This is a genomic window from Streptomyces sp. RG80, assembly GCF_040446465.1.
Taxonomy (GTDB): Bacteria; Actinomycetota; Actinomycetes; order Streptomycetales; family Streptomycetaceae; genus Streptomyces.
This window is the reverse complement of the sequence record NZ_JBEAAJ010000019.1, coordinates 61,861-87,247: the sequence shown is the minus strand read 5'-3', so window position 1 is coordinate 87,247 and position 25,387 is coordinate 61,861. Positions and strand designations below refer to the sequence as shown.

The following is a 25,387-nucleotide window of genomic DNA, read 5'->3' as shown; positions in this document are numbered from 1 at the left end:
CGCCACCCCCGGTGTTTCAGTGCCGGCGGAACGATTCGACGTAACCGCCTGCGGGCGTGCCCACGCCGGTGACGTCGTCGTAGCCCTTCACGGCGGACAGCGAGCTGTCCTTGCCGAGGGAGCGGACCGACGTGGTCAGACCGCCCGTCGCGTCGTAGCCGTTGACGAAGTCCACGCGCGCGACCGCCAGGCCGGAGCCCGTCGGGTTGTCGGTGACGTCGTGGAAGGCCTTCGTGCCGTACTTGGCGTAGATCGACGGGTTGGCGAAACCGATCGCCTTGCCGCCGCGCGCCTCCTGGGCGAGGGCCTGGACGGCCGCGATGACCGGCGAGGCCAGCGAGGTGCCGCCGATGCGGTACTCGCTGTACGACTCGGAGCCGTCGGCCTGGGTCTGCGTCTGGCCGACCAGGAAGCCGGTGTTGGGGTCGGCGATCGCGGAGATGTCCGGGACCACGCGGTTGCCGGCGGCGTTGTTCGCCTTGGCGAGCGCGTCCGGGACGACACCCTTCTGGTAGAAGGGCTCGGCGACCGTCTTGCTGGTGCCGCCGCCCGCACCCGAGGTGAACGCGCCGGGGAAGTCCGTCCAGCTCTTGCCGTCCGCGGACAGCGTGGCCTTCTGGGTGCCCCAGCCGGTCTCCCACAGGTACTTGTCGCCCTTGCCGACCGCCAGCGAGGTACCGCCGACCGCCGTCACCCACGCCGAGTTGGCCGGGGTGTCGACCTGCTTCGTACCGGTGTTGGCGACCTCGTCGCCGTTGTCGCCGGAGGAGAAGTAGAAGCCGATGCCCTGGACCGCGCCGAACTGGAAGACCTGGTCGTAGGCGGCCGCGAGGTCCGGGGTCTGGTTGGCCTCGATGTCGCCCCAGGAGTTGGAGACGATGTCGGCCAGGTGCTTGTCGACGATCTTGCTGAGGGAGTCGAGCAGATCGTCGTCCATGCAGGACGCGGCGCCCACGTAGGTGACGTTCGCGTTCGGCGCCACCGCGTGCACGGCCTCGACGTCGAGGGTCTCCTCGCCGTACCAGCCGGACGCGTCGCACTCGTCGGCGCCGGTGTGCGTGTACTTCTTCGGCAGCACCTGGGTCAGCTGGCCGGTCTTCCAGGCGGCGTCGCCGTGCTTCTTCGCGTAGGTCTGCGCGTCGAAGGCGATGGTCGGCGAGGCGAACGCGTCGGTGATGGCGACCCGCACACCCTTGCCCGTGTACCCGCCGGCGCCGTACGCGGCCCGCAGCTGCTTGCCGGTGTAGCCCTTGACGGCGTACGGGATCTTGCCGCCGTAGGCGTCGGGCAGCGTGCTCGCGACGTTGGAGCCGTAGTACGAGGAGAACGGTCCGGCGTTCTTGAACACCGCGGACGGACCCGGCAGTTGGTCCTTGTGGCTCGCCTTGTGCGGGGCGTTGTCCAGGCCGGTGACGGTCAGGACGGCACCGTTCAGGCTCTGGGGCGCGGAAGCCGTCCTCGCGGGCGCGCGGTAAGTCTTCGTGCCCTTGGCGTAGTTGTGCAGCTGGGTGCCGAACGCCTTCTCGGCGGCGGCCACGTCACCAGTGACCGAGATGTAGTGCTGCGTGACGCCGGTGACCTTCAGGCCCGCCGAGCTCAGCCAGGACTTCACCGCGGCCACCTGGGCCTTCGTCGCACCGAAGCGGGACTGTGCCTGCTTCGCGCTCAGGTACTTGCCGTACGACGCCGAGGACGGGTCGGACACGGCCTTCGCGTACGCGGCGAGGCCGGTGGCGTCCCGGCCGGCGAGGTAGACCCGGGCGGAGACCTGGGAGCTGTCCGCCGTGGCGCCCTTGTCGGCCTTGGCCGTGGCCCAGGTGGGCTTGGTCCCGGCCAGCGTGTCCCGGGCCGGACCGTCCGCGGCGTGCGCCGCGGGTATGCCGAGCGCGAGCGCCCCGGCGATCATGGGCAGTGTCGCTGCCATGCTCAACCCGGCGCGCATCGCGGCGCGGTTGGATCTCATGGAACCCCCTGTATGCGGTTCGTCTCGAGTGGATCACTCGACGGGGGCCACTCTTTCGACGAACCGTTCATGCCAGGGGAATACGAGTCCCAAGAAGGACCCAATTAACCTAATGACAAAGCCATTTGAGGGTTAAGGCGCAGCCAGGACCGAGGGTTAACCCTCTATGAACGGGCCTTCGCGCCCCGCTCCTTGAGCATGTCCGCCATCAGCTGGATCTCGGATTCCTGCCCGTTGACCATGCCCTGCGCGATCTGCTTCTCCACCTTCACCGTGCAGCGTTTGACGCAGGCCTCGGCCATGTGGATGCCGCCCTTGTGATGGTCGGTCATCAGCTGCAGATAGAAGATCTCGGCCTGCTTGCCGCTGAGCTTGCCCAGCTTCGCCAATTCGGTGTCGGTCGCCATGCCCGGCATCAGCGCGCCGTCCTCGCCGGAGGCCATGCCGCCCATGTCCATCCAGATCATCGGGGGGTCCGCCGACACCTTGGGCAGGTTCCACAGGTCCAGCCAGCCCAGCAGCATGCCGCGCTGGTTGGCCTGGGTCTGCGCGATGTCGTACGCGAGCAGCCGTACGTCCTCGTTCTTGGTGCGGTCGCGGACGATGAACGACATCTCCACCGCCTGCTGGTGGTGCACCGCCATGTCCCGCGCGAACCCGGCGTCCGCCGAGTCGGCGGTCGGGGTGGCACCGGAGCCGTCGTCCTGGGCGACGGCGTAGGTGATCCCGCCGGCCGCGACGAGCACCGCCGCCGCGGCCGAGGCGATCCAGCCGGCCTTCCTCACTACGACAGACCGCCCTGACACGTCGCGCCCTTCTCGGGAGTCTGCTCACCCTGGACATACGTCTCGAAGAACTTCGCCACGTTCGGGTCGTCGGCACTCGTCACCGTGCGCTGGTGGCCCCACGCGGTCAGCATGATCGGGGCCGCCTGCTTCTCGTACGGGCTCATCAGCGTGTACGGCGTCTTCTTCACCTTCGCCGCCAGCGCGTCCACGTCGGCCTTCTTGGCCTTGGAGGTGTAGGTCACCCAGACCGAGCCGTGCTCCAGGGAGTGCACGGCGTTCATGTTGTTGAGTTCCTTGGTGTAGACGTCGCCGTTGCAGTTCATCCAGCGGGCGTCGTGGTCACCGCCGGCCGGAGGCGTCATCGGGTACTTCACGGTCGTCTTGACGTGGGTCTGGCTGAGCTTCGACGACCAGGTCTTGACGCCGTCCTTGCCGGTGGTCCAGTGCCCCGGGTTGCTGGAGTCGGCCACCGAGCTGCCGCCGTCGTCCTGCGACCGCACGAGCACGACGCCGCCCACGACGAGACCGGTGACGACGGCCACGCTCGCCCCGATCGTGAGAAGCCGGTTGCGGCGCTCGCGGGCCTGTTCGGCACGCCGCATCTCCGCTATTCGAGCCTGGCGCTCGGAGGAGTTCTTCTTCTTGGCGGAACCCATGGGGTGTGTCCTTCTGGGGCAAGAGGGCCGGTCGGGTCCGCTGATCGTAATAGGGGGGAGGGTGCCTATAGAAAGGGAGGGCACAGGAATGGCCGAAGAGCGGGTGATCGGCTCGCGGCAGGTTGCGGCCCGTCCGGCATTACGGATGACGGTCCGAGCAGGCAAGATGGGCGCAGAACAGTACACCTGTCGTACGTGAGGCGTTCGCCCAGGGGTCGGCCCGCCGATCATGGTCCGCAACACGGATGAAATGGTGTTGTGGTGGGATGCTCAGGTGCCCGGTCCGTCTCGAACGGGACCCGAGACAGGCGGCCTGACCAGCAAGGATGGGGAAGCGGAAGATGGACAAGCAGCAGGAGTTCGTGCTCCGGACGTTGGAGGAGCGCGACATCCGGTTCGTACGCCTGTGGTTCACGGACGTGCTGGGCTTCCTCAAGTCCGTCGCCGTGGCCCCGGCCGAACTCGAACAGGCCTTCGATGAGGGCATCGGCTTCGACGGCTCCGCGATCGAGGGCTTCGCCCGGGTCTACGAGTCCGACATGATCGCCAAGCCGGACCCGTCGACCTTCCAGATCCTCCCCTGGCGCGCGGAGGCCCCCGGTACGGCCCGGATGTTCTGCGACATCCTCATGCCGGACGGCTCCCCGTCCTTCGCGGACCCGCGCTATGTGCTCAAGCGCGCGCTGGCCCGCACCTCGGACCTGGGCTTCACCTTCTACACCCACCCCGAGATCGAGTTCTTCCTGCTGAAGGACAAGCCGCTCGACGGCACCCGCCCGACCCCGGCCGACAACTCCGGCTACTTCGACCACACCCCGCAGAACATCGGCATGGACTTCCGCCGCCAGGCGATCACCATGCTGGAGTCGATGGGCATCTCGGTCGAGTTCTCCCACCACGAGGGCGCCCCCGGCCAGCAGGAGATCGACCTGCGCTACGCCGACGCGCTGTCCACGGCGGACAACATCATGACGTTCCGCCTGGTCATGAAGCAGGTGGCGCTGGAGCAGGGCGTCCAGGCGACGTTCATGCCGAAGCCGTTCAGCGAGCACCCCGGCTCGGGCATGCACACGCACCTCTCCCTCTTCGAGGGCGACCGCAACGCGTTCTACGAGTCCGGCTCCGAGTACCAGCTCTCCAAGGTCGGCCGCTCCTTCATCGCCGGCCTGCTCCGGCACTCCGCCGAGATCTCCGCGGTCACCAACCAGTGGGTCAACTCCTACAAGCGCATCTGGGGCGGCTCCGAGCGCACCGCGGGCGCCGGCGGCGAGGCTCCCTCGTACATCTGCTGGGGCCACAACAACCGCTCGGCCCTGGTCCGGGTCCCGATGTACAAGCCCGGCAAGACCGGCTCGGCCCGCATCGAGGTCCGCTCGATCGACTCCGGCGCCAACCCGTACCTCGCCTACGCGGTCCTGCTCGCCGCCGGCCTCAAGGGCATCGAGGAGGGCTACGAGCTCCCGCCGGGCGCCGAGGACGACGTCTGGGCCCTCTCCGACGCCGAGCGCCGCGCGATGGGCATCGAGCCCCTCCCGCAGAACCTCGGCGAGGCCCTCACCCTGATGGAGCGCAGCGACCTGGTCGCCGAGACGCTGGGCGAGCACGTCTTCGACTTCTTCCTGCGCAACAAGCGCCAGGAGTGGGAGGAGTACCGCAGCGAGGTCACCGCGTTCGAGCTGCGGAAGAACCTGCCGGTGCTGTAGGCACGCAGTACCGGAGGGGCCGACGGTCGCGGACCGCCGGCCCCTTGGCGTTTCGTCAAGCACGCGCCAAGGTCAGGGGTGGCTTCTGGCTCTACAAGGAAGACGGCAACACCCTTGTCGGATACGGGAGTTTCCGTGCGGACGGCGAGCATCTCGTCGGCCTCAACTGCAAGACCCAGACGGCGCGGGCATGACCGCAGGGGCGCCGGCAGGCCCCGCGCCCCGTCCGCGCGCTACTGGCCCGCCGACTCGGACAGCACCCGGTGCAGCGGCTCCGTGGCCCTGCGCCGGTACTCCTGGATGGACCAGCCGTTGCCGTCCGGGTCCTTGAAGTACATGAACGTGCCGCCGTCGTCAGGGGCGTACTGGACCGGCTCGGAGACCTCCAGGCCGCGCTCCACGAGTTCCGCCCTGGCCGCCTTGATGTCCGCCACGCACAGCTGGAGCCCCTGGTAGGAACCCGGCTCGGGCTTGGTCTCGCCCTTGGTCAGGTCCCAGACGCTGTCGCCGAGCGCGATCGAACAGCCGGAGCCCGGCGGTGTGAGCTGCACGATCCGCATGCCCGGCATGATCTCCTGGTCGATGTCGACGTGGAAGCCGACCTTGTCCCGGTAGAAGTCCCTGGCACGGTCGATGTCGCTCACGGGCAGCGGAATCACTTCGAGGGTGAAATCCATCGCTAGTCCTCCCTGGAGAATCGTCAGCAGGTCCGGCCGGGTGGCTCCCCCTTACCGAAGCCGAAAACCGCGCCGGGCGCCACCGAGAACGCCGAAGCGCGCCCTCCGGCCCCGATGTGAGAGAACGCCTTCCGCACCCGGTCCCGCACCGGTCGGTCACAGCGCCTCCGCCTCCGGGAACACCCGCGCCACCGCGGCCGTACGGCTCGACACGCCCAGCCTGCCGAAGGCGTTCTCCAGGTGCTTGCGGACCGTGCTGGGGGAGATCGCGAGCTGTTCGGCGATCTGCGGGGTGTTCAGACCCCGGGCCACACAGCGCAGGACGTCGAGCTCCCGGTGGGTCAGCCGGATCGGCGGCCGGCGTCGGTGGGCGGCCTCCTTGTAGATCTCGTACACATGGGGGGCCAGCAGCCGCAACGTGGTCATCTCGTGGTCGGAGAACGGCTTGGTGCCCGTGCGGTAGAACTGGAAGACGCGGGTGCGGTTGGGCGCGGTGGGCAGGGCGATGTCCGCGATGTTCGGGTACGGCGCGAGGAACTCCGTGTAGATCGCAAGGTCGCGCAGCTCGCGCACCGAGAGGAAGTCGGCCATCTGGGTCGTCTCCGGGGCGCTGTGGGGCCGGCAGACCTGCACGCACTGGAGGTGCTGGTGGCGCCAGAGCCAGTAGGCGTCCATCGAGCAGTCCTCATCCTCGACGTTCGTCTCCTGGCTGTTGAGCTCCCGCCTGGTCGGAATATCCAGCTCGCAGAAACTGGCGGAGTCACACGGGACGAGGCGTTGCAGGCCGAGCAGCAGGGATCTCGGGGGCACCCCGTCCGAGGGGTCCTGCCGGGCCTCGGCGAGGACGTCCGCCATGCGCCGCAGATGGGCCTCCGCCGTCGTCATGGGTGCCTCCCGAGGACGGTTCCCGCGTTGTCGCGACCGTACTCCCAGGCAATCCGTGGTCACCGGGAATTCGCCAAATGACGAATGGAACGCGGCGGTCGACCGGAGCATCGTCGGGTCCGGCAGCGATCCGGCTGCCGGCACGAACGGAGGCATCCCATGCGTTCCCACCCGCGCCCCCACGACGGCCGTGGCCACCCGCGGCCACGCCGACCCGCCGCCCTCCGCACGGGCGCCGCCGCCCTCGTCGCGGCCCTGCTCGCCACCGGCTGCGAGGCCGCGGCTACCCAGGGCGTCCAGGAGCAGGCCGAGCCCTTCACGACCGTCCGCTTCACCCTCGGCCCCCAAGGCGGCATAGAGGTGCACGGCGCGTCCCGTGACACCGTCACCCCGGCCGGGTCCTACACCGTGTCCGCCGGCCGCGCCCACCCCTTCGCCCGCCCCGCCGGCCGGCTCCTCGTGGTGCTGCGGCACTGGCCGGAGACAGGATCGGAGCGGGCCTCGCGCGGGCGGGCGCCCAGGCTGCTGGAGCCGCCGGAGCAGTCCGCGGTCGAGACCGGGTTCGTGGTCGACACCACGGGCTGGGCGCTGGCCGACCTCGACGGGCATCCGTTGCAGTGGCTGCGCGACGACACGATCCGGGTCGACACCACGAACGGCGCCGTCGGCGACCTCACCCGGCTCACGCTGTCCCGACCGCACGGGGGTCGGTCCGGACAGCCCCAGCCGCCGCCGGGCGACCGCGACTGCGAGAAGCCCTCGCAGACGGTCCTCCCTGCCGTCGAACCGGGCGCCCCCGTCACGGCCGTACTGACCGCGCTGCGCGAGCGGTGCCTCGACGTGCAGTACGCCGCACTCCCCGGCCCCGGCCGCCCCGGCACGGTCCAACGCGTCCACGTCCCGCTGACCGGCCACCCCGTGGCGACCGCCTTCCTGCCACCCCTGGACGGCACCACCACCCCGGGCCGCACACCGGGCGACAAGGTCCACACAGACCCCTCCCGCCCGACCACCCTGGTACTGACCCGCTGACCCGCTCAGCCCCACCCGACCACGGGACGGAGTTCCCGGTGCTGCGTCGCTGGGTCGCACCGTCACCCGGTCCCTCCGCCCCGGCGCTTCTCTCACCCTCTCCGGTTAGGCTCAGGCAGGTATGACCTTGATCGGAGGAGGCCGAGGATGACGGCGCCGGGGCGCAGGAGCAGTACCTTCAGTCGGCTGCTGCGGCACGGGTTCACCGATCCCTCGGCGGCCGAGCGGCTTCTGGAGAGCCGGGAGCTCACCGCCGTACGCAACGATCCGGTGCTGCTCGAAGCCCTCGGGGCCACCGCCGATCCCGATCTCGCGCTGCACGGCCTCGTACGGCTCCTGGAGGCCCAGCCCGACCGTGAGCTGCTGGACACGGTGATAGCGGCCAAACCTTTGCGGGACCGGCTGCTGGGGGTGCTGGGGGCGTCCTCCGCGCTCGCCGAGCATCTGGCCCGGCACGCGGGCGACTGGCAGGCGCTGGTGACGTACGAGCCGCGCGATCTGCACCCGGGGGTGGAGGAGTTCGAGCGGGGGCTCGCCGAGGCCACGGACCCGGTCGCGCTCCGTGTCGCCTACCGGCGCTGTCTGCTGTCCATCGCCGCCCGTGACGTGTGCGGCACCACCGACGTCGCCCAGACCGCCGCAGAGCTCGCCGACCTCGCCACCGCGACCCTGCGCGCCGCCCTCGCCATCGCCCGGGCCGCCGCCCCCGACGACGCCGCGCTGTGCCGGCTCGCGGTCATCGCGATGGGCAAGTGCGGTGGCCACGAGCTCAATTACGTCTCCGACGTCGATGTGATCTTCGTGGCGGAGGCGGTGGAGGGGGCTGACGAAGGCAAGGCCCTGCGGTCCGCCACCAAGCTCGCGTCGCACATGATGCGGATCTGCTCCGAGACGACCGTGGAGGGGTCGATCTGGCCCGTCGACGCCAACCTCCGCCCCGAGGGCCGCAACGGCCCGCTGGTGCGCACCCTCTCCAGCCATCTCGCCTACTACCAGCGCTGGGCCAAGACCTGGGAGTTCCAGGCCCTGCTCAAGGCCCGCCCGGTCGCCGGTGACATCGAGCTCGGCGAGGAGTACGTCGCCGCCCTGGAACCCCTGGTCTGGAAGGCCGCCGAGCGCGAGAACTTCGTGACCGACGTGCAGAAGATGCGGCGCCGGGTCGTCGAGAACATCCCCGTCGCCGAGATCGAGCGCGAGCTGAAGCTCGGCCCGGGCGGTCTACGGGACGTCGAATTCGCCGTCCAGCTCCTGCAGTTGGTGCACGGCCGCGCCGACGCCTCGCTGCGCAGCGGCACCACCCTCGACGCCCTACAGGCCCTCGCCGCCGGCGGCTACGTCGGCCGCGACGACGCCGTACAGCTCGACGACGCCTACCGCTTCCTGCGCTCCATGGAGCACCGCATCCAGCTCTACCGGCTGCGCCGCACCCACCTCGTCCCCGAGGACGAGGCCGACCAGCGCCGCATCGGCCGCTCGCTGGGCCTGCGCACCGACCCGGTCGCCGAGCTGAACCGCGAGTGGAAGCGGCACACCAGTGTCGTACGACGGCTGCACGAGAAGCTCTTCTACCGGCCGCTGCTCGACGCCGTAGCCCAACTCGCCCCCGGTGAAGCCAGGTTGAGCCCGGAAGCGGCTCGCGAACGGCTCGTCGCCCTCGGCTACGCCGACCCGGCCGCAGCCCTCAGGCACCTGGAGGCACTCGCCTCCGGCGTCACCCGCAAGGCCGCCATCCAGCGAACCCTCCTGCCCGTGCTGCTGGGTTGGTTCGCCGACTCCGCCGACCCGGACGCCGGACTGCTCAACTTCCGCAAGGTCTCGGACGCGTTGGGCAAGACCCCCTGGTATCTCCGGCTGCTGCGCGACGAGGGCGCCGCCGCCGAGAACCTCGCCCGTGTGCTGTCCGCCGGACGTCTCGCCCCCGACCTGCTCATGCGCGCCCCGGAAGCGGTGGCGCTGCTCGGCGACAGCGACGGCGGACTCGAACCGCGCGACCGCGCCGCCCTCGAACAGGAGATCCTCGCCGCGGTCAGGCGCGCGGACGGCGCCGAACAGGCCGTCACCGCGGCCCGCGGAGTACGCCGCCGCGAGCTGTTCCGCACCGCCGCCGCGGACATCGTCGGCTCCTACGGCACCGAGACCCAGCCCGCCGAAGCCGACCAGGGCGCCCTGGTGGACCGGGTCGGCGGCGCGGTCTCCGACCTCAACGCGGCGACCCTCGCGGGCACCCTGCGCGCGGTCGTGCGGGACACCTGGGGCGACACCCTGCCGACCAGGTTCGCCGTCATCGGCATGGGCCGCTTCGGCGGCCACGAACTCGGCTACGGCTCCGACGCGGACGTCCTGTTCGTCCACGAGCCCCGCAACGGCGTACCCGAGCAGTCCGCCTCCGAGGCCGCCAACAAGGTCGTCTCCGAGATGCGCCGCCTGCTCCAGATCCCCAGCGCCGACCCACCCCTGCTGATCGACGCCGACCTGCGCCCGGAGGGCAAGTCGGGGCCGCTGGTACGGACGTTGAAGTCCTACGAGGCGTACTACCGCCGGTGGTCCCTGGTCTGGGAGGCCCAGGCTCTGTTGCGGGCCGAAGTCGTCGCCGGCGACGAGGACCTGGGGCTGCGTTTCATCGAGCTGATCGATCCGCTGCGGTATCCGGCGGAGGGGCTCGGTGACGATGCCGTACGGGAGATCCGGCGGCTGAAGGCGCGGATGGAGTCGGAGCGCTTGCCTCGCGGCGCCGACCCGAAGCTGCACACCAAGCTGGGGCCGGGAGGACTGTCCGACGTCGAGTGGGTCGTGCAGCTCATGCAGTTGCGGCACGGGTGGGCCGAGCCGGGACTGCGGACCACGCGGACGCGGGAGGCGCTTGCTGCGGCGTGCGCCGCGGGGCTCATCGCGGGTGAGGATTCCGCGATCCTCGACGAGGCCTGGGTGTTGGCCACGCGGGTGCGGAACGCGGTGATGCTGGTGCGGGGGCGGGCCGGGGACACGTTCCCCACGGACCCGCGTGAACTGGCCGCCGTGGGGCGGTACTTGGGGTATGGACCCGGGCATGTGGGGGACATGCTGGATGACTACCGGCGGACGGCGCGGCGGGCTCGGGCTGTGGTGGAGACGTTGTTCTACGGGGCGTAGAGCTTGGATTTCGGCTGCGGCGCCGTCGTGGCTGGTCGCGCAGTTCCCCGCGCCCCTATGGGGCGCGTCATGGCCACCCCCACCAGTATGACCACCATGCCGAACAACACCCGGATCCCGACCTCCTCTCCCAACAGCAGCGCGCCCAGCGCCACCGACACCACCGGCAGCAGGTAACCCACCGTCGCCGCCGTCGTCGCGCCCTCGTCCGCTATCAGGCGGTAGTTGAGGTAGAAGGTCACGCCCGTGCCCAGGATGCCCAGCGCGGTGACCGCGAGGAGGGCGGTGAGGTCGGCGTCGACCGGGCCCGCCACCGGCAGGGACAGGGTCGTCCAACCCGTCGCCATCAGCAGTTGCGCCGCCGACATCGCCATCGGCGCCTGCTTGTCCGTGAGTTTGCGGGCCATGTAGGCGAACGCCACGGCGTAGCTCGCGGCCGCCCCCAGCAGGGCCAGCGCGCTCCAGCTCAGCAGGCCCGAGCGCTGCCAGGGGGCGAAGATCAGGACCGTGCCGGCGAAGCCGAGGAGGAGACCGGCCAGGCGGACGGGGCGCAGGCCGCGGTCGGTGCCGAGGAGCAGGCCGATCAGCAGTGACCACAGGGGAGTTGTGGCGTTGAGGACGCCCGCGATGCCCGAGTCGAGGTGCTGCTCGCCCACCGCGAACAGGGCGAACGGGATCGCGTTGCAGAACAGCGCGGCCACCAGCAGATGACCCCAGGTGGCCCGTGAGCGGGGCAGTCGCTGACCGACCGAGCGGGCCAGCACCAGCAGGGTCGCCGTGCCCAGCGCGCAGCGGACGATGGTGATCTGCGCGGGGGAGAGGCCGTGGTCGAGGGCGAGCTTGATCCAGAGGAAGCCGGAGCCCCACAGGAGGGCTAGGGCGGCCATGCGGAGCGTGGAGGCGGGAGACATGGTTCTACGGTCCGGGAGACCACGCGTGAGGACAAGTGAAGAGTTCTGGAGGGTTGGTTAAGCTGTCCTACATGCTTGATGTGCGTCGGATGCAGGTGCTGCGGGCCGTGGTGAGCAGCGGGTCGGTGACGGGGGCGGCGGCGGTGCTCGGCTACACGCCGTCGGCGGTGAGCCAGCAGATCGCCGCGCTGGAGAAGGAGGCGCGGACGGAGCTGCTGGAACGGGTCGGACGCGGGGTGCGCCCGACGGCCGCCGGACTGCTGCTGACCGGGTACGCGGACACGATCAGCCGCCAGGTCGCCGAGGCCGAGACGGCCCTGGCGGATCTGCTGGCGGGGCGCACGGGCCGGCTGTCGGTGCGGTACTTCGCGACGGCGGGCGCGTCACTGGTCGCCCCGGCGGTGGCCCGGCTGCGCACGGAACACCCCGGCGTACAGATCGAGCTGAAGCTGATCGACCCCGAGGACCCGTTGCCGGACGTCCGGGAGGGCCGGGCGGATCTGGCGCTCGTCGTGGGGCCCACGGAGCGCGAGGGGGTGCGGTCGCTGCACCTGCTCGACGATCCGTATCTGGCGGTGCTGCCCGAGGGACACCGGCTGGCCGACGCCTCCGACCTGGAGTTGTCCGACCTCGCCGACGAACCCTGGGTCGGCAGCGAATGGCCAGGCCCCTGTCTCGACGCCCAGCTCGCCGCCTGCGAGGCCGCCGGGTTCCGGCCGCGCTTCGTGGTCGAGAGCGAGGACTACGTCACCGCCCAGGGGTTCGTCGCGGCGGGACTCGGCGTGAGCCTCGTCCCCCGGCTCGGGCTGGGGGTCGGCGTCCGGCCGGGTGTGGTCGTACGGGAGCTGCGGAGCCCGCAGCCCTCGCGCTCGATCTACGCGGCCGTACGCGAGACGGCACCGCCGCAGCCGGCGCTGCGGGCGTTCATCGCGGCGCTGCGGGCTGCGGCCGGGGCTGCTTGAGGGGCACCTCCGGCACCAGCCGCGGCAAGCGGTACGGCAGGGCGCCGTACCAGAGGCGGGCCACCGTGAAGCCGAAGGTGAGGCAGAGGATGCCGCCCACCGCGTCGAGCCAGAAGTGGTTGGCGGTGGCGACGATGACCACCAGCGTGGCCGCCGGGTAGAGGAGGCCCAGGACCCTCACCCACGGGACCGAGGCCAGCGCGAAGATCGTCAGGCCGCACCACAGGGACCAGCCGATGTGCATCGACGGCATCGCGGCGTACTGGTTCGACATGTTCTTCAGGTCGCCGGACGCCATCGAACCCCAGGTCTGGTGGACCACGACCGTGTCGACGAAGTCGCCGCCGTTCATCAGCCGGGGCGGGGCCAGCGGATACAGATAGTAACCGACGAGGGCGACCCCGGTCGTCGCGAACAGCACCGTGCGCGTCGCCGCGTAGCGGCCGGGGTGGCTACGGAAGAGCCAGACGAGGACACCCAGCGTCACCACGAAGTGCAGCGTCGCGTAGTAGTAGTTCATGCCCACGATCAGCCAAGTCACCGAGTTCACGGCGTGGTTGACCGACTGCTCGACCGCTATTCCCAGGTCGTGCTCGACCCGCCAGATCCAGTCGGCGTTGCGCAGCGCCTCGGCCTTCTGCTCCGGGACCGCGTTGCGGATCAGTGAGTACGTCCAGTAACTCACCGCGATCAGCAGGATCTCGAACCAGAGGCGGGGGCGACGCGGGGTGCGCAGCCGGCGCAGGAAGCCCGGCCTCGTGTCGGCCGCGACAGGCTGGGGAACGGCCTCTTCGCGACCTTCCAGTGTCGTCACGGTCGAATCACCCATGGACACAGAGTCTGCCAGAAAAGCCCTTGCCCCCAGATCATCCCCCGGTCCAGTCCGGGACGCATGTTCTACGGCGAGAAGACTCCTCGGCCTCCTACCGGCGCAGGGCCCCAGAACCCCCGCTTCTCCGCCTTAGGGACGATTCCGGTCCCCAGGGGCCGAAGCGGTCGAACCACGCACCACCAGTTCCGGCATGAACACGAACTCGCTGTGCGGCGCGGGCGTCCCGCCGATCTCCTCGAGGAGCGTGCGCACCGCGGCCTGGCCCATCGCCGGCACCGGCTTGCGGACCGTGGTGAGCGGCGGGTCGGTGAAGGCGATCAGCGGGGAGTCGTCGAAGCCGACCACCGAGATGTCCTTCGGCACGTCCAGACCGAGCTGCCGGGCCGCCCGTATCGCGCCCAGCGCCATCATGTCGCTGGCGCACACGACCGCCGTGCAGTTGCGGGAGATCAGCGCGGTGGCGGCCGCCTGGCCGCCCTCCAGGGTGTAGAGCGAGTGCTGGACGAGCTCCGCCTCGATCGTCTGCGCGGGCAGCCCCAGCTGGTCCTGCATCGCGCGCACGAAGCCCTCGATCTTGCGCTGCACCGGCACGAACCGCTTCGGACCCAGCGCGAGCCCGATCCTCGTGTGTCCCAGCGAGGCCAGATGCGTCACCGCCAGCGTCATCGCCGCGCGGTCGTCGGGGGAGATGAACGGCGCCTGCACCTTCGGCGAGAAACCGTCCACGAGCACGAACGGCACACCCTGGCCGCGCAGCTGCTCGTAGCGCTGCATGTCGGCGGAGGTGTCCGCGTGCAGTCCGGAGACGAAGATGATGCCCGCCACGCCCCGGTCGACGAGCATCTCCGTGAGCTCGTCCTCGGTGGAGCCGCCCGGAGTCTGGGTGGCCAGCACCGGCGTGTAGCCCTGCCGCGTCAGCGCCTGCCCTATCACCTGGGCCAGCGCCGGGAATATGGGGTTCTCCAGCTCCGGCGTTATCAGGCCCACCAGGCCCTCGCTGCGCTGGCGCAGCCGCACGGGACGCTCGTAGCCGAGCACGTCCAGCGCGGCCAGCACGGACTGGCGGGTGGTGGCGGCGACGCCCGGCTTCCCGTTGAGGACGCGGCTGACGGTCGCTTCGCTCACCCCCGCTTGCGCAGCGATGTCCGCAAGCCGTGTGGTCACAGGGTTGGACTGTACCGGCCGACTCTGCCCTTGCACACCAATGGGACGTCGCGGCCGACCTGTTGGCCGCGCTCGTCCGGGTTGCCGCGTCATCGCGCTCCCTCGTGAAAGTGATGGCAAGAGCTTGCAGAGTCTTGCACAACCCGCCGTGGACCGTCCCACCGCCGGAAACAAGCGTCTCACAGTGGTTGCCCCCAGGTCACGCCCGGATAACTTCGACGGCGTCTTGCACTTTTTTGCTGCAAGGTCTTTCGCAACGCTTACATCGCTGTTACGTTCGGCCACGCCCGGCGGCGGCAACGGCGCGGTCGGCAAGACGGCAGGGAACGGCGGACGGGATCGCCGCCCTGCATCACGCGGGGCCGGCAGACGGGGCCACCCCGCACCACACGGGCTTTCACCCTCAAGGAGAACTCATGCGGCGTGGCATAGCGGCCACCGCGCTGGTGGCGTCCCTCGCCCTCACGGCGACGGCCTGCGGCGGAGACGACGACAGCGGCAGCGACTCGAGCGGTGCGACCACCATCACCTGGTGGGACACCTCCAACGCCACCAATGAGGCCCCGACGTACAAGGCCCTCATCAAGGAGTTCGAGGCCGCCAACAAGGACGTCAAGGTCAAGTACGTCAACGTCCCCTTCGACCAGGCGCAGAACAAGTTCGACACCGCCGCCGGCGCCTCGGGCGCCCCGGACGTGCTGCGCTCCGAGGTCGGCTGGACCCCCGCCTTCGCCAAGAAGAGCTACCTGCTCCCGCTCGACGGCACCGAGGCCCTCGCCGACCAGGCCAAGTTCAAGCCGAACCTGATCGAGCAGGCCAAGTACGAGGGCAAGACCTACGGCGTCCCCCTGGTCACCGACACCCTCGCCCTCGTCTACAACAAGGCCCTCTTCGAGAAGGCCGGCGTCGAGGCCCCGGGGACCTGGGACGACCTGAAGAAGGCCGCCGCCACCATCAAGGACAAGACCGGCGTCGACGGCTACTGGGGCTCCACCCAGGCCTACTACGCCCAGTCCTTCCTCTACGGCGAGGGCACCGACACGGTCGACGCCGACGCCAAGAAGATCACGGTCAACTCGCCCGCCGCCAAGAAGGCGTACGGCACCTGGCTGAGCCTCTTCTCCGGCAAGGGCCTGCACAAGGCCGACACCACCGCCGACGCCTACGCCCACATCCAGGACGCGTTCGTCAACGGCAAGGTCGCCGCGATCATCCAGGGCCCGTGGGAGATCACCAACTTCTACAAGGGCGCCGCGTTCAAGGACAAGAACAACCTCGGCATCGCCACCGTCCCGGCCGGCTCCACCGGCAAGGCGGGCGCCCCGACCGGCGGTCACAACCTGTCCGTCTACGCCGGCTCCGACGAGGCCCACCAGAAGGCCGCGCTGAAGTTCGTCAACTTCATGACCTCCGCGAAGTCCCAGGCGACCATCGCGCTGAAGAACTCCACGCTGCCCACCCGCGACGACGCCTACACCACCGAGGTCAAGGCCGACCCGGGCATCGCCGGCTACGGCACGGTCCTCGCCGCCGCCCAGCCGCGCCCGGCGCTGCCCGAGTACAGCTCCCTGTGGGGCCCCCTCGACACCGAGCTGCCCAAGATCGCCGGTGACAAGGAGTCCCTGGACAAGGGCCTGAGCAACGCCGAGACCGCCATCGCCAAGCTGGTGCCGGACTTCAGCAAGTGACCCCGTATGACCGTCGGGCCCGCCTGATCATGGGGGGACGGGCCCGACGGTCATCGGCCTGTGAGTCGTCGTACACCCCCTGATCCTCCAGAAGGTGCCGAGAACCATGACTGTCGCCATCGACCGCGCGACCGGCAAGCGCCGCGGTGAGCAACCGCGACGCCCCGGGCTGGGGCAGCGCCTCAAGCACGGCTACCAGAAGCACTGGTATGCGTACGCGATGATCGCCCCGGTGGTGATCGTCCTCGGCATCCTCGTGCTGTACCCCCTGGCGTACGGCCTCTACCTCACGTTCACCGACGCCAACAGCCTCAACACGGCGCGGACGATCGGCGTCAACGAGATCGACGCCACCTACAAGTTCATCGGCCTCGACAACTACGCCGACATCCTGTGGGGCGACACCGCCTACGACCGCTTCTGGTCGCACTTCATCTGGACGATCGTCTGGACGGCCGCCTGTGTGGCCCTGCACTACGGCATCGGACTCGGCCTCGCGCTGCTGCTCAACCAGAAGCTGCGCGGCCGTACCTTCTACCGGCTGATCCTGGTCCTGCCGTGGGCCGTGCCGACCTTCGTCACCGTCTTCGGCTGGCGGTTCATGCTCGCCGACGGCGGCATCATCAACAGCTTCCTGGAGACCCTCCACCTGCCCACCCCGCTGTGGCTGGAGGACACCTTCTGGCAGCGGTTCGCCGCGATCATGGTCAACACCTGGTGCGGTGTGCCGTTCATGATGGTCTCGCTGCTCGGCGGCCTCCAGTCCATCGACGCCTCGCTGTACGAGGCCGCAGAGATGGACGGCGCCAACGCCTGGCAGCGGTTCCGGTACGTCACCCTGCCGGGCCTGAGGTCCGTCAGCTCCACCGTCGTACTGCTCGGCGTCATCTGGACCTTCAACCAGTTCGCCATCATCTTCCTGCTGTTCGGCAACACCGCCCCCGACGCCCAGATCCTGGTCACCTGGGCGTACTACCTCGGCTTCGGACAGCAGCCGCGTGACTTCGCCCAGTCGGCCGCCTACGGCATCCTGCTGCTGGCCATCCTGATCGTCTTCACCTCCTTCTACCGCCGCTGGCTGAACCGCAACGACCAGCAGCTCGCGATCTGAGGCAGGAGTCCCCATGAGTACGACCACAGTTGAGAACTCCGCCGGCGTGGCCAAGGACGCGTCCAAGGGCACCGCACCGCGCAAGGTCCGCGGCCGCGAGCAGCGCAGCCGCCTCGGCTCCGCCGCCTCCCACGGCATCCTGATCGTCGCGAGCCTGATCGCGCTGTTCCCGATCGCCTGGCTGGTCTATCTGTCCCTCGGCCCGGACAAGGACGACTACCTCCACCCGGGCGGCATCTGGGACAAGATGACGCTGGACAACTACTCGTTCGTCCTTGAGCACACCAACTTCTTCGACTGGCTGAAGAGTTCGCTGATCGTCTCCCTCGGCACCACCGTCATCGGGGTGTTCGCGGCCGCCACCACCGGCTACGCGGTCTCCCGGATGCGGTTTCCCGGCTACCGGAAGCTCATGTGGGTGCTACTGGTCACCCAGATGTTCCCGATAGCCGTACTCATCGTGCCGATGTACCAGATCCTCTCGGAACTGCAGCTCATCGACACCTACATTGGTCTCGTCCTCGTCTACTGCGCGACCGCGGTGCCCTACAGCGCCTGGCTGCTCAAGGGCTACTTCGACACCATCCCGTTCGAGATCGACGAGGCCGGACGCGTCGACGGACTGACCCCCTTCGGCACGTTCTTCCGGCTGATCCTGCCGCTCGCCAAGCCGGGCCTCGCGGTCGCCGCGTTCTACAACTTCATCACCGCGTTCGGTGAGGTCGCCTTCGCCACGACGTTCATGCTCGACGACGAGAAGTACACGCTCGCCGTCGGACTCCAGAGCTTCATCAGCGAGCACGACGCGCAGCGGAACCTGATGACCGCGGCGGCGGTACTGATCGCCATACCGGTGTCGGCGTTCTTCTACCTCGTGCAGAAGAACCTGGTGACCGGTTTGACCGCGGGTGGCACGAAGGGGTGAGTGCCGCTTCCTGTCATCGATCGGCCTCAGCGCCGTCGTGGCTGGTCGCGCAGTTCCCCGCGCCCCTATGGGGGCTTCGCCCCCATACCCCCAGAGACCCGAGGCGGTCGTGGTCGCCATCCGACCCCGCTGCGACCGCGGCCGCCTCGCACCAACTCCGAACCCCCACCCGATGACCCCGTTACGTATCAAGGACGCCATGAGCCAGCAGCACACTGCCGCCGACCCGGCCCCGAACTCCGCTGTCGTCACCGCCCCGCGCAGGGACTGGTGGCGGGACGCGGTGATCTACCAGGTCTATCCGCGCAGCTTCGCCGACAGCAACGGTGACGGCATGGGTGATCTGGAGGGCATCCGCTCCCGACTGCCGTATCTGCGTGACCTCGGCGTGGACGCCGTGTGGCTCAGCCCCTTCTACGCCTCGCCGCAGGCCGACGCCGGCTACGACGTGGCCGACTACCGGGCCGTGGACCCGATGTTCGGCAACCTGCTGGACGCGGACGCGCTGATCCGCGACGCGCACGGCCTCGGGCTCCGGATCATCGTCGACCTCGTCCCGAACCACTCCTCGGACCAGCACGAGTGGTTCAAGCGGGCCCTGCGCGAGGGCCCCGGCTCGCCTCTGCGGGAGCGCTACCACTTCCGCCCCGGCAAGGGTGAGAACGGTGAACTCCCGCCCAACGACTGGGAGTCGATCTTCGGCGGCCCGGCGTGGACGCGGGTCACCGAGCCGGACGGCTCGCTCGGCGAGTGGTATCTCCACCTGTTCGCCCCGGAGCAGCCCGACTTCAACTGGGACCACCCCGCGGTCGGCGACGAGTTCCGCTCCATCCTGCGGTTCTGGCTCGACATCGGCGTCGACGGTTTCCGGATCGACGTGGCCCACGGCATGGTCAAGGCGGAGGGTCTGCCGGACATCGGCGGCGCCGGCGATCAGCTCAAGCTGCTGGGCAACGATGTCATGCCGTTCTTCGACCAGGACGGCGTGCACGCCATCTACCGGCAGTGGCGCGTCATCCTCGACGAGTACTCGGGCGAGCGCATCTTCGTCGCCGAGGCGTGGACCCCGACGGTCGAGCGCACCGCCAACTACGTCCGCCCCGACGAGCTCCACCAGGCCTTCAACTTCCAGTACCTGGGCACGGACTGGGACGCGGACGAGCTCCGCAAGGTGATCGACCGCACGCTGGAGGCGATGCGCCCGGTGGGCGCCCCGGCCACCTGGGTCCTCTCCAACCACGACGTCACCCGGCACGCGACCCGCTTCGCCAACCCGCCCGGCCTCGGCACCCAGATCCGCGAGGCGGGCGACCGGGAACTGGGCCTGCGCCGGGCTCGCGCGGCCACCCTCCTGATGCTGGCCCTCCCGGGCTCGGCCTACGTCTACCAGGGCGAGGAACTCGGCCTCCCCGACGTCGTCGACCTCCCCGACGAGGTCCGCCAGGACCCCGCGTACTTCCGCGGCGAGGGCCAGGACGGTTTCCGCGACGGCTGCCGCGTCCCGATCCCGTGGACCCGCGAGGGTTCGTCGTACGGCTTCGGCGCGGGCGGCAGCTGGCTGCCCCAGCCGTCGACCTGGGCGGACCTGAGCGTGGAGGCCCAGACGGGCGTCGCCGGCTCGACCCTGGAGCTCTACCGCGAGGCCTTCGCCGTCCGCCGCGCCCAGCCGGACCTCGGCGCCGGCGACTCGGTGGAATGGCTCCGCGCACCCGAGGGCGTCCTCGCCTTCCGCCGGGGCGAGTTCGTCTGCGTCGCCAACACCAGCGGCGAGTCGGTCACGACCCCGTCGTACGGCCGCGTCCTGCTGACGACCGGCGAGGTGACGGAGGCCGACGGCGAGACGAAGGTCCCGTCGGACACGACGGTGTGGTGGACGACGGCCTGACGGTCGTCGCACCCGGAGAGGGCCCGCTGCCTGGTGAGGTGGCGGGCCCTGTCCTGTGGGGATGCCGGTAGCCTCACCGCCTGTGGAGATCACATGGGCGATATGGGGCCACGCTCGGGACAAGGCCGACATCGAGCGCCTCTACCAGCTCTGGGACGAAGACGCGTACGAGGCGGTCGAGGCCGGGGCCAGGGAGCTCGACGCGAAAGCGGGGCGCCTGCACAGGCGTTCCCGGCGCCTGGCCCTGGGGCAGTTCGCGAGGTTCATGGCCACCGGCGCGGCGTGTGCCCACGGGCGCGGGGCGCGGGTGCTGCACGAGATGGAAGCGCTCGCGGCAGAGCTGACCGGGACGGCGGGGCCGTATCGGCTGCTCCTGCTGGGCGTGCGGAGGAACCGCCTGGTCGTCCTCAACGCCGAGGGGCGGCACAGCGAGGCCGAGGCGGAAGCGTCGGCCGTGCTGCGCGAACTGACTCGGCTCAAGCATCTGATGTCGGTGCAGACCGTCGAGTTGTCCGTGCTGGCCGGCCTCGTTGACGCGCTGTCAGGACAGGCCCGCCACGAGGAGGCCGAGACCATCGCCCGCGGGAACCTGCCCCGCGCCGAACGACGTGCGCTCGCCGCCCTGCACTGCGGCCTGGTCGAAAGCCTCATCGGCCAAGGACGCCTCGACGAAGCGCTCACCGAGGCGCGCCGATTCGTCCCACCCCGCGTCCGGGAGCAGAGCGGAAGACTGGACCTAATCACGGCTACCGCCCTGCACGGCCTGGGCCGCCGAAACGAGGCGGAAGCGGCGGCGCGCCAGGCACTGGCCGACTGCGAGCTGCGTCTCCATCCGGAGCACCCGCGCCTCCGGCAGGCCCGCATCCTGCTGGTCGAGATCGAAGAGGCCGCTCGCTGAACGAGCGGCCCCTGCGGGTCAGGTCAGGTCGGTGTCACTTCCAGGTGTCGCTCGCGCTGTAGCCCGAGGAACTGCCCGTCGCGTACGAGCGGTTGGTGCCGGACTCCCAGGTCACGTTCCCGGAGCTGTCCTTCTTGATGTATTTGTACTCGAACGTCGTGTTCTTCGGGACGATCGCCGGCTTGCTCCACGTCGGGTACGAAGCCGAGGACAGCGGGATCGCGTCGGCCGTGTTCCAGGAGCCCAGCGAGGCGACGGAACCGACGACGTAGACGTTGGTGCCCAGAACGGTCGTGGCGGTGACGTTGAAGGTGACGTCCGTGGCGCTCGTGCTCGCCACGTTCCAGGAGTTGTTCGCGGAGATCGCCGAAGTCGTCGTGGTGGCCGACCTGTTGGCGTTCGACTCCCAGGTGACGTTGCCGGAGGAATCACGCTTGATGTACTTGTACTCGAACGACGTGTTCACCGGCACGCTCACCGCACCCGACCAGATCGGGTACCCGGTGGACGACAGCTTCACCGCCTTCGACGTGTCCCAGTTGCCCAGCGCCGCGATGGAGCCGACGACGTAGACGTCCTGGCCGGAGCTCGTCGCGGCGTACTCGTTGAAGGTCGCCGTGACTGTGGACGTGGAGTCGTCGTCCTCGCAGGTCGTGCACGGCGTGAACTCGCCGTCGTAGAAGGCGATCGCGCTCTTCGCGGGGATCGTGAGGGTCGCGCTGCCGCCCGACACGGTGACCGTCGTCGAGCCGTTGTCCGTGACGTTGGCGTACGTGCCGTCTGCCATGCCCGTCGCGAAGGTGTACGTCGCCGCCGAGGAACCGTTGTTCAGAGCGACGTAGCCCGCGGTGCCCCGCCCGAAGCCGATCACGCTCGACGACTTCGTGGACCAGTTGGTCACCGACGCCGAGCCCACCGCGTTGTGCCACTTCACCATGCCGGTGACGGCGGTGTCCCGCTGGAGGCAGGACCAGCCGCTCGCGCAGTTCGTGTCGGTCACGAAGCCGGAGGAGTTGGGTGGGGCCTGGTCGGAGGAGGAGAACTCGAAGCCCGAGTACACCGTCGGCGTCGACCACTTGTAGGCCAGCTGGAAGACGTTCGCCAGCTTGTACGTGTCACCGTCCTTGTACGACATGTGCAGACCGTTGCGCTCGGTGTCGTGGTTCGTCACGAAGGACACCGAGTTCGCCGGGGTCAGCACACCGGACGAGGACAGCGACTCCAGGTCGCTCACATTGCCCTGGAACGCCGACTTCAGCTTGCTGGCGTAGGTGAAGTCCAGGACGTCACCCGCGGAGTAGTAGTCCGAGGCGGCCGGCGTCGAACCCGGGTACACCTCCTGGAAGATGTAGGGCGCCGCACCGGACGTCGTCGTGTTCAGCTTTGCCCGGATCGCGTTCAGGTCCGCCACCGGCATGTGCTTCGCCGCGTCGATCCGGAAACCGTCGACGCCGAGCGCGATCTGCTTGTTCAGGTAGGCCGCGATGCCCGAGCGGACGTCGTCGTCCTCCGTCTCCAGGTCCGGCAGGCCCAGCAGTTCGCAGTTCTGGATCTCGGTGAGGTTGGACCAGTCGTCGATGATCAGGTCGGAGTCCGCGCACTCCGCCGAGGTGTGGAAGTCGTCCGGGTCCCAGTCGGGGGTGTCGTACTTGTTGGTGATCGTCGTGCCGTTGTAGCCGGTCCCGGTCTGGGCCGCGGTGTGGTTGATCACCGCGTCCGTATACACCTTCACGCCCGCGTCATGGCAGGCGTCCACCATCGACGCGAACTGCGCGGCGGTCCCGAAGCGGCCGCTGAGGTTGTAGGAGTACGGCTGGTACACGTCCCACCAGTAGTAGTTGGTCTGCTTCAGCGACTCGGCCGGTGGGGCCACCCACACCGCGCCGTAGCCGTTCGGGCCGAGTACGTCCGTGCACTCGGAGGCGACCGAGTCCCAGTTGTAGGACCAGAGGTTGGCGATGACATCGCCCGAGGCCGTGGCGTCGGCCTGGGCGGGTGTCGCGGGCAGGGCCAGCGCCCCGGCCAGTGCGAGGGCACCGGCGGCCGCGGTGGTCGCGGCGCGGCGGAGGACACCCCGGGGTCGGTGTCTGGTGGTCATCGGCGGCTCCGAGTCAGAAGGGGCGGCATTCAACAACTCGTGAGCGTGGGGGAGTTGAGAAGGGCACGTCAAGGTCATGGGTGAAAGTTCTTGCTGTGAGTTTCAAGCCCCTTGCTGTAAACCTTTCGTTAGCGGTACGTTCTCGCCGGCGCCGGGCAAAGACGCCTGGCCGTCACGCAAGGAGCCCCCACGTGATATCGAGATGGTCCGCAACCGCCGGTGCCGCGGCCACCGCGCTCGCCACCGCCGCAGCCGTCCTGGCCCCCACCACCGCCGCCGCCTCCCCGCCCGGCACCAAGGACGTCACCGCCGTCCTCTTCGAGTGGAACTTCGCCTCGGTCGCCAAGGAGTGCACCAACACCCTCGGCCCCGCCGGTTACGGCTATGTCCAGGTGTCCCCGCCCGCCGAGCACATCCAGGGCTCGCAGTGGTGGACCTCGTACCAGCCGGTGTCGTACAAGATCGCCGGGCGGCTCGGTGACGCCACCGCCTTCAAGAACATGGTGACGACCTGCCACAACGCGGGTGTGAAGGTCGTCGTCGACACCGTCATCAACCACATGTCGGCGGGCAGCGGCACCGGCACCGGCGGTTCGTCGTACACCAAGTACAACTACCCGGGCCTGTACTCCTCGTACGACTTCGACGACTGCACGTCGACCATCAGCGACTACACCAACCGCGCCAACGTCCAGAACTGCGAACTCGTCGGCCTCGCCGACCTGGACACCGGTGAGGAGTACGTCCGCGCCACCATCGCCGGGTATATGAACACCCTGCTCGGCTACGGCGTCGACGGCTTCCGTATCGACGCGGCCAAGCACATCCCGGCGACCGACCTCGCCAACATCAAGTCCCAGCTCTCCAGCACCTCCGTGTACTGGAAGCAGGAGGCCATCTACGGCAGCGGAGAGGCCGTCCAGCCCACCGAGTACACGGGCAACGGGGATGTGCAGGAGTTCCGTTACGCCTACGACCTCAAGCGCGTCTTCAACAACGAGAACCTCGCCTACCTGAAGAACTACGGTGAGGGCTGGGGGTACATGAGCAGCTCGGTCGCCGGTGTCTTCGTCGACAACCACGACACCGAGCGCAACGGCTCCACCCTCAACTACAAGGACGGCGCCAACTACACGCTGGCCAACGTCTTCATGCTCGCCTACCCGTACGGCGCCCCGGACATCAACTCCGGCTACGAGTGGTCCTCCACCGACGCCGGCCCGCCCAACAACGGCTCGGTGAACGCCTGTTGGCAGGACGGCTGGAAGTGCCAGCACGCCTGGCCGGAGATCCTGCGCATGGTCGCCTTCCGCAACGCTACCCGCGGTGAGTCGGTCACCAACTGGTGGGACAACGGAGGCGACGCGATCGCCTTCGGGCGCGGCAGCAAGGGCTATGTGGCGATCAACCACGAGTCGAGCTCGCTGAGCCGCACCTACCAGACGTCCCTCGCCGCCGGTACTTACTGCAACGTGCAGAACAACACGACGGTGACCGTGAACGGCTCCGGCCAGTTCACCGCCACCCTCGGCGCCAACACCGCGCTCGCGATCTACGCCGGCAAGTCCAGCTGCTGACCCGACGCGCCCCCCACTGAATCGGCCACCCCTGCCACGGCTCCACGCCGTCGCATGGGTGGCCGACTCAGTATCTCGATGTACATGATCCGGCCGTCCACGACGTCGAGGATCAGATCACCCTGGGCGGGGACCAACGGCACGCAGCGATACCCCGGGCCGTACGGCTGCCCCTGCGGGCGGTCCACCGTCCGGATGCTCTGGCAGAAGCCGTCGCCGCAGCCGCACTCGCCGACCATGCGGACGTCCCACACGCAGATCGCCAGCCAGTGTTCCCCTTCCTCCTCCAGAAGCCGGACCAGTTCGGCCACGAGCTCCGGGAAGACCTCGCGCACGAGGGGCGGTTCGTCCTCCATGCCGGGACGGTAGCCAGGAGCGGCCGCGCGGGGCGAGTGATTATGCGCGGCGGACGTCGAGTCGAACCCTGCTGAAAATTCTTTCCGTTACTTTCAGGACTCTTGCTGTAAGCATTACGGCGGCGATACGGTCGCGCGGGGTCGGAC

At 69.3% G+C, this 25,387-nt stretch carries 21 protein-coding genes; 11 read left to right on the top strand and 10 right to left on the bottom strand.

The genetic code is table 11. The features are described 5' to 3' along the window. Positions 1-16: 16 nt before the first annotated feature. From ABKA17_RS45105 to ABKA17_RS45095, 3 genes are all read right to left on the bottom strand, one after another. Entirely contained in the window at positions 17-1,963 is a 1,947-nt protein-coding gene (locus ABKA17_RS45105; RefSeq protein ID WP_353698271.1) for a S53 family peptidase, read from the bottom strand. Between the two features lie 164 nt (positions 1,964-2,127). Continuing rightward, positions 2,128-2,769, bottom strand: a complete 642-nt coding sequence (locus ABKA17_RS45100) for a DUF305 domain-containing protein (RefSeq protein WP_502994546.1) — start codon at positions 2,767-2,769, stop codon at positions 2,128-2,130. Beyond that, entirely contained in the window at positions 2,748-3,407 is a 660-nt protein-coding gene (locus ABKA17_RS45095) for a thioredoxin-like domain-containing protein (RefSeq protein ID WP_353698270.1), read from the bottom strand. Before ABKA17_RS45095 ends, ABKA17_RS45100 begins: the two co-directional genes overlap by 22 nt. 341 nt (positions 3,408-3,748) lie before the next feature. Between ABKA17_RS45095 and glnA2 the strand changes: the two genes are divergently transcribed. After that, complete coding sequence (gene glnA2 / locus ABKA17_RS45090) at positions 3,749-5,110, top strand: gamma-glutamylpolyamine synthetase GlnA2 (protein WP_353698269.1); 1,362 nt, start codon at positions 3,749-3,751, stop codon at positions 5,108-5,110. Positions 5,111-5,154: 44 nt separating this feature from the next. Next, a complete protein-coding gene (locus tag ABKA17_RS45085) occupies positions 5,155-5,304 on the top strand; it encodes a hypothetical protein (RefSeq protein ID WP_353698268.1) in 150 nt (49 codons plus the stop codon). Between the two features lie 39 nt (positions 5,305-5,343). Here the strand turns inward: ABKA17_RS45085 and ABKA17_RS45080 are convergent, their stop codons facing one another. Next, a complete protein-coding gene (locus ABKA17_RS45080; protein WP_353698267.1) occupies positions 5,344-5,787 on the bottom strand; it encodes a VOC family protein in 444 nt (147 codons plus the stop codon). A gap of 156 nt (positions 5,788-5,943) precedes the next feature. Further along, positions 5,944-6,672, bottom strand: a complete 729-nt coding sequence (locus ABKA17_RS45075; RefSeq protein WP_353698266.1) for a response regulator transcription factor — start codon at positions 6,670-6,672, stop codon at positions 5,944-5,946. 159 nt (positions 6,673-6,831) lie between these two features. Here ABKA17_RS45075 and ABKA17_RS45070 point away from each other — a divergent pair, with 159 nt between their 5' ends. Together ABKA17_RS45070 and ABKA17_RS45065 are read left to right on the top strand one after the other, a co-directional pair. Beyond that, positions 6,832-7,704, top strand: coding sequence for a hypothetical protein (locus ABKA17_RS45070; RefSeq protein ID WP_353698265.1), 873 nt, complete (start codon positions 6,832-6,834; stop codon positions 7,702-7,704). 147 nt (positions 7,705-7,851) lie between these two features. Further along, a complete protein-coding gene (locus ABKA17_RS45065) occupies positions 7,852-10,833 on the top strand; it encodes a bifunctional [glutamine synthetase] adenylyltransferase/[glutamine synthetase]-adenylyl-L-tyrosine phosphorylase (protein WP_353698264.1) in 2,982 nt (993 codons plus the stop codon). Here the strand turns inward: ABKA17_RS45065 and ABKA17_RS45060 are convergent. Continuing rightward, positions 10,821-11,744 (bottom strand): DMT family transporter, encoded by a 924-nt coding sequence (locus ABKA17_RS45060; protein WP_353698263.1) that lies wholly within the window; start codon positions 11,742-11,744, stop codon positions 10,821-10,823. The two genes, ABKA17_RS45065 and ABKA17_RS45060, sit on opposite strands and share 13 nt — an antisense overlap. A 71-nt stretch (positions 11,745-11,815) precedes the next feature. Between ABKA17_RS45060 and ABKA17_RS45055 the strand changes: the two genes are divergently transcribed. Further along, complete coding sequence (locus ABKA17_RS45055; RefSeq protein WP_353698262.1) at positions 11,816-12,706, top strand: LysR family transcriptional regulator; 891 nt, start codon at positions 11,816-11,818, stop codon at positions 12,704-12,706. On the opposite strand, the gene ABKA17_RS45050 is transcribed toward ABKA17_RS45055, so the two are convergent. Together ABKA17_RS45050 and ABKA17_RS45045 are read right to left on the bottom strand one after the other, a co-directional pair. Next, positions 12,669-13,535 (bottom strand): phosphatase PAP2 family protein, encoded by an 867-nt coding sequence (locus ABKA17_RS45050; RefSeq protein ID WP_353698261.1) that lies wholly within the window; start codon positions 13,533-13,535, stop codon positions 12,669-12,671. The two genes, ABKA17_RS45055 and ABKA17_RS45050, sit on opposite strands and share 38 nt — an antisense overlap. A gap of 132 nt (positions 13,536-13,667) precedes the next feature. Continuing rightward, positions 13,668-14,702 carry a LacI family DNA-binding transcriptional regulator gene (locus ABKA17_RS45045; RefSeq protein ID WP_353698260.1) on the bottom strand — a complete coding sequence of 345 codons (1,035 nt, stop codon included), beginning with the start codon at positions 14,700-14,702 and terminating at the stop codon, positions 13,668-13,670. A gap of 416 nt (positions 14,703-15,118) precedes the next feature. On the opposite strand from ABKA17_RS45045, the gene ABKA17_RS45040 reads away from it, so the two are divergent. The 5 genes from ABKA17_RS45040 (at position 15,119) to ABKA17_RS45020 (ending at position 21,209) form a co-directional block, all read left to right on the top strand. Beyond that, positions 15,119-16,390 carry an extracellular solute-binding protein gene (locus ABKA17_RS45040; RefSeq protein WP_353698259.1) on the top strand — a complete coding sequence of 424 codons (1,272 nt, stop codon included), beginning with the start codon at positions 15,119-15,121 and terminating at the stop codon, positions 16,388-16,390. A gap of 106 nt (positions 16,391-16,496) precedes the next feature. Then, entirely contained in the window at positions 16,497-17,501 is a 1,005-nt protein-coding gene (locus ABKA17_RS45035; protein ID WP_353698258.1) for a carbohydrate ABC transporter permease, read from the top strand. A gap of 13 nt (positions 17,502-17,514) precedes the next feature. Beyond that, positions 17,515-18,426, top strand: coding sequence for a sugar ABC transporter permease (locus tag ABKA17_RS45030; RefSeq protein ID WP_353698257.1), 912 nt, complete (start codon positions 17,515-17,517; stop codon positions 18,424-18,426). Positions 18,427-18,625: 199 nt separating this feature from the next. Next, positions 18,626-20,311 carry a glycoside hydrolase family 13 protein gene (locus tag ABKA17_RS45025; protein WP_353698256.1) on the top strand — a complete coding sequence of 562 codons (1,686 nt, stop codon included), beginning with the start codon at positions 18,626-18,628 and terminating at the stop codon, positions 20,309-20,311. Positions 20,312-20,393: 82 nt separating this feature from the next. Then, positions 20,394-21,209 (top strand): tetratricopeptide repeat protein, encoded by an 816-nt coding sequence (locus tag ABKA17_RS45020; RefSeq protein ID WP_353698255.1) that lies wholly within the window; start codon positions 20,394-20,396, stop codon positions 21,207-21,209. Positions 21,210-21,243: 34 nt separating this feature from the next. Here the strand turns inward: ABKA17_RS45020 and ABKA17_RS45015 are convergent, their stop codons facing one another. Beyond that, on the bottom strand, positions 21,244-23,307 hold the full coding sequence (locus ABKA17_RS45015) for a carbohydrate-binding module family 20 domain-containing protein (protein ID WP_353698254.1): 2,064 nt from the start codon (positions 23,305-23,307) through the stop codon (positions 21,244-21,246). 191 nt (positions 23,308-23,498) lie between these two features. Between ABKA17_RS45015 and ABKA17_RS45010 the strand changes: the two genes are divergently transcribed. Continuing rightward, positions 23,499-24,884: an alpha-amylase gene (locus ABKA17_RS45010; RefSeq protein ID WP_353698253.1), complete on the top strand. Its 1,386-nt coding sequence runs from the start codon at positions 23,499-23,501 to the stop codon at positions 24,882-24,884. Here ABKA17_RS45010 and ABKA17_RS45005 read toward each other — a convergent pair. Then, positions 24,860-25,240 (bottom strand): hypothetical protein, encoded by a 381-nt coding sequence (locus tag ABKA17_RS45005; RefSeq protein ID WP_353698252.1) that lies wholly within the window; start codon positions 25,238-25,240, stop codon positions 24,860-24,862. The genes ABKA17_RS45010 and ABKA17_RS45005 overlap by 25 nt on opposite strands. Between the last annotated feature and the right edge of the window lie 147 nt (positions 25,241-25,387).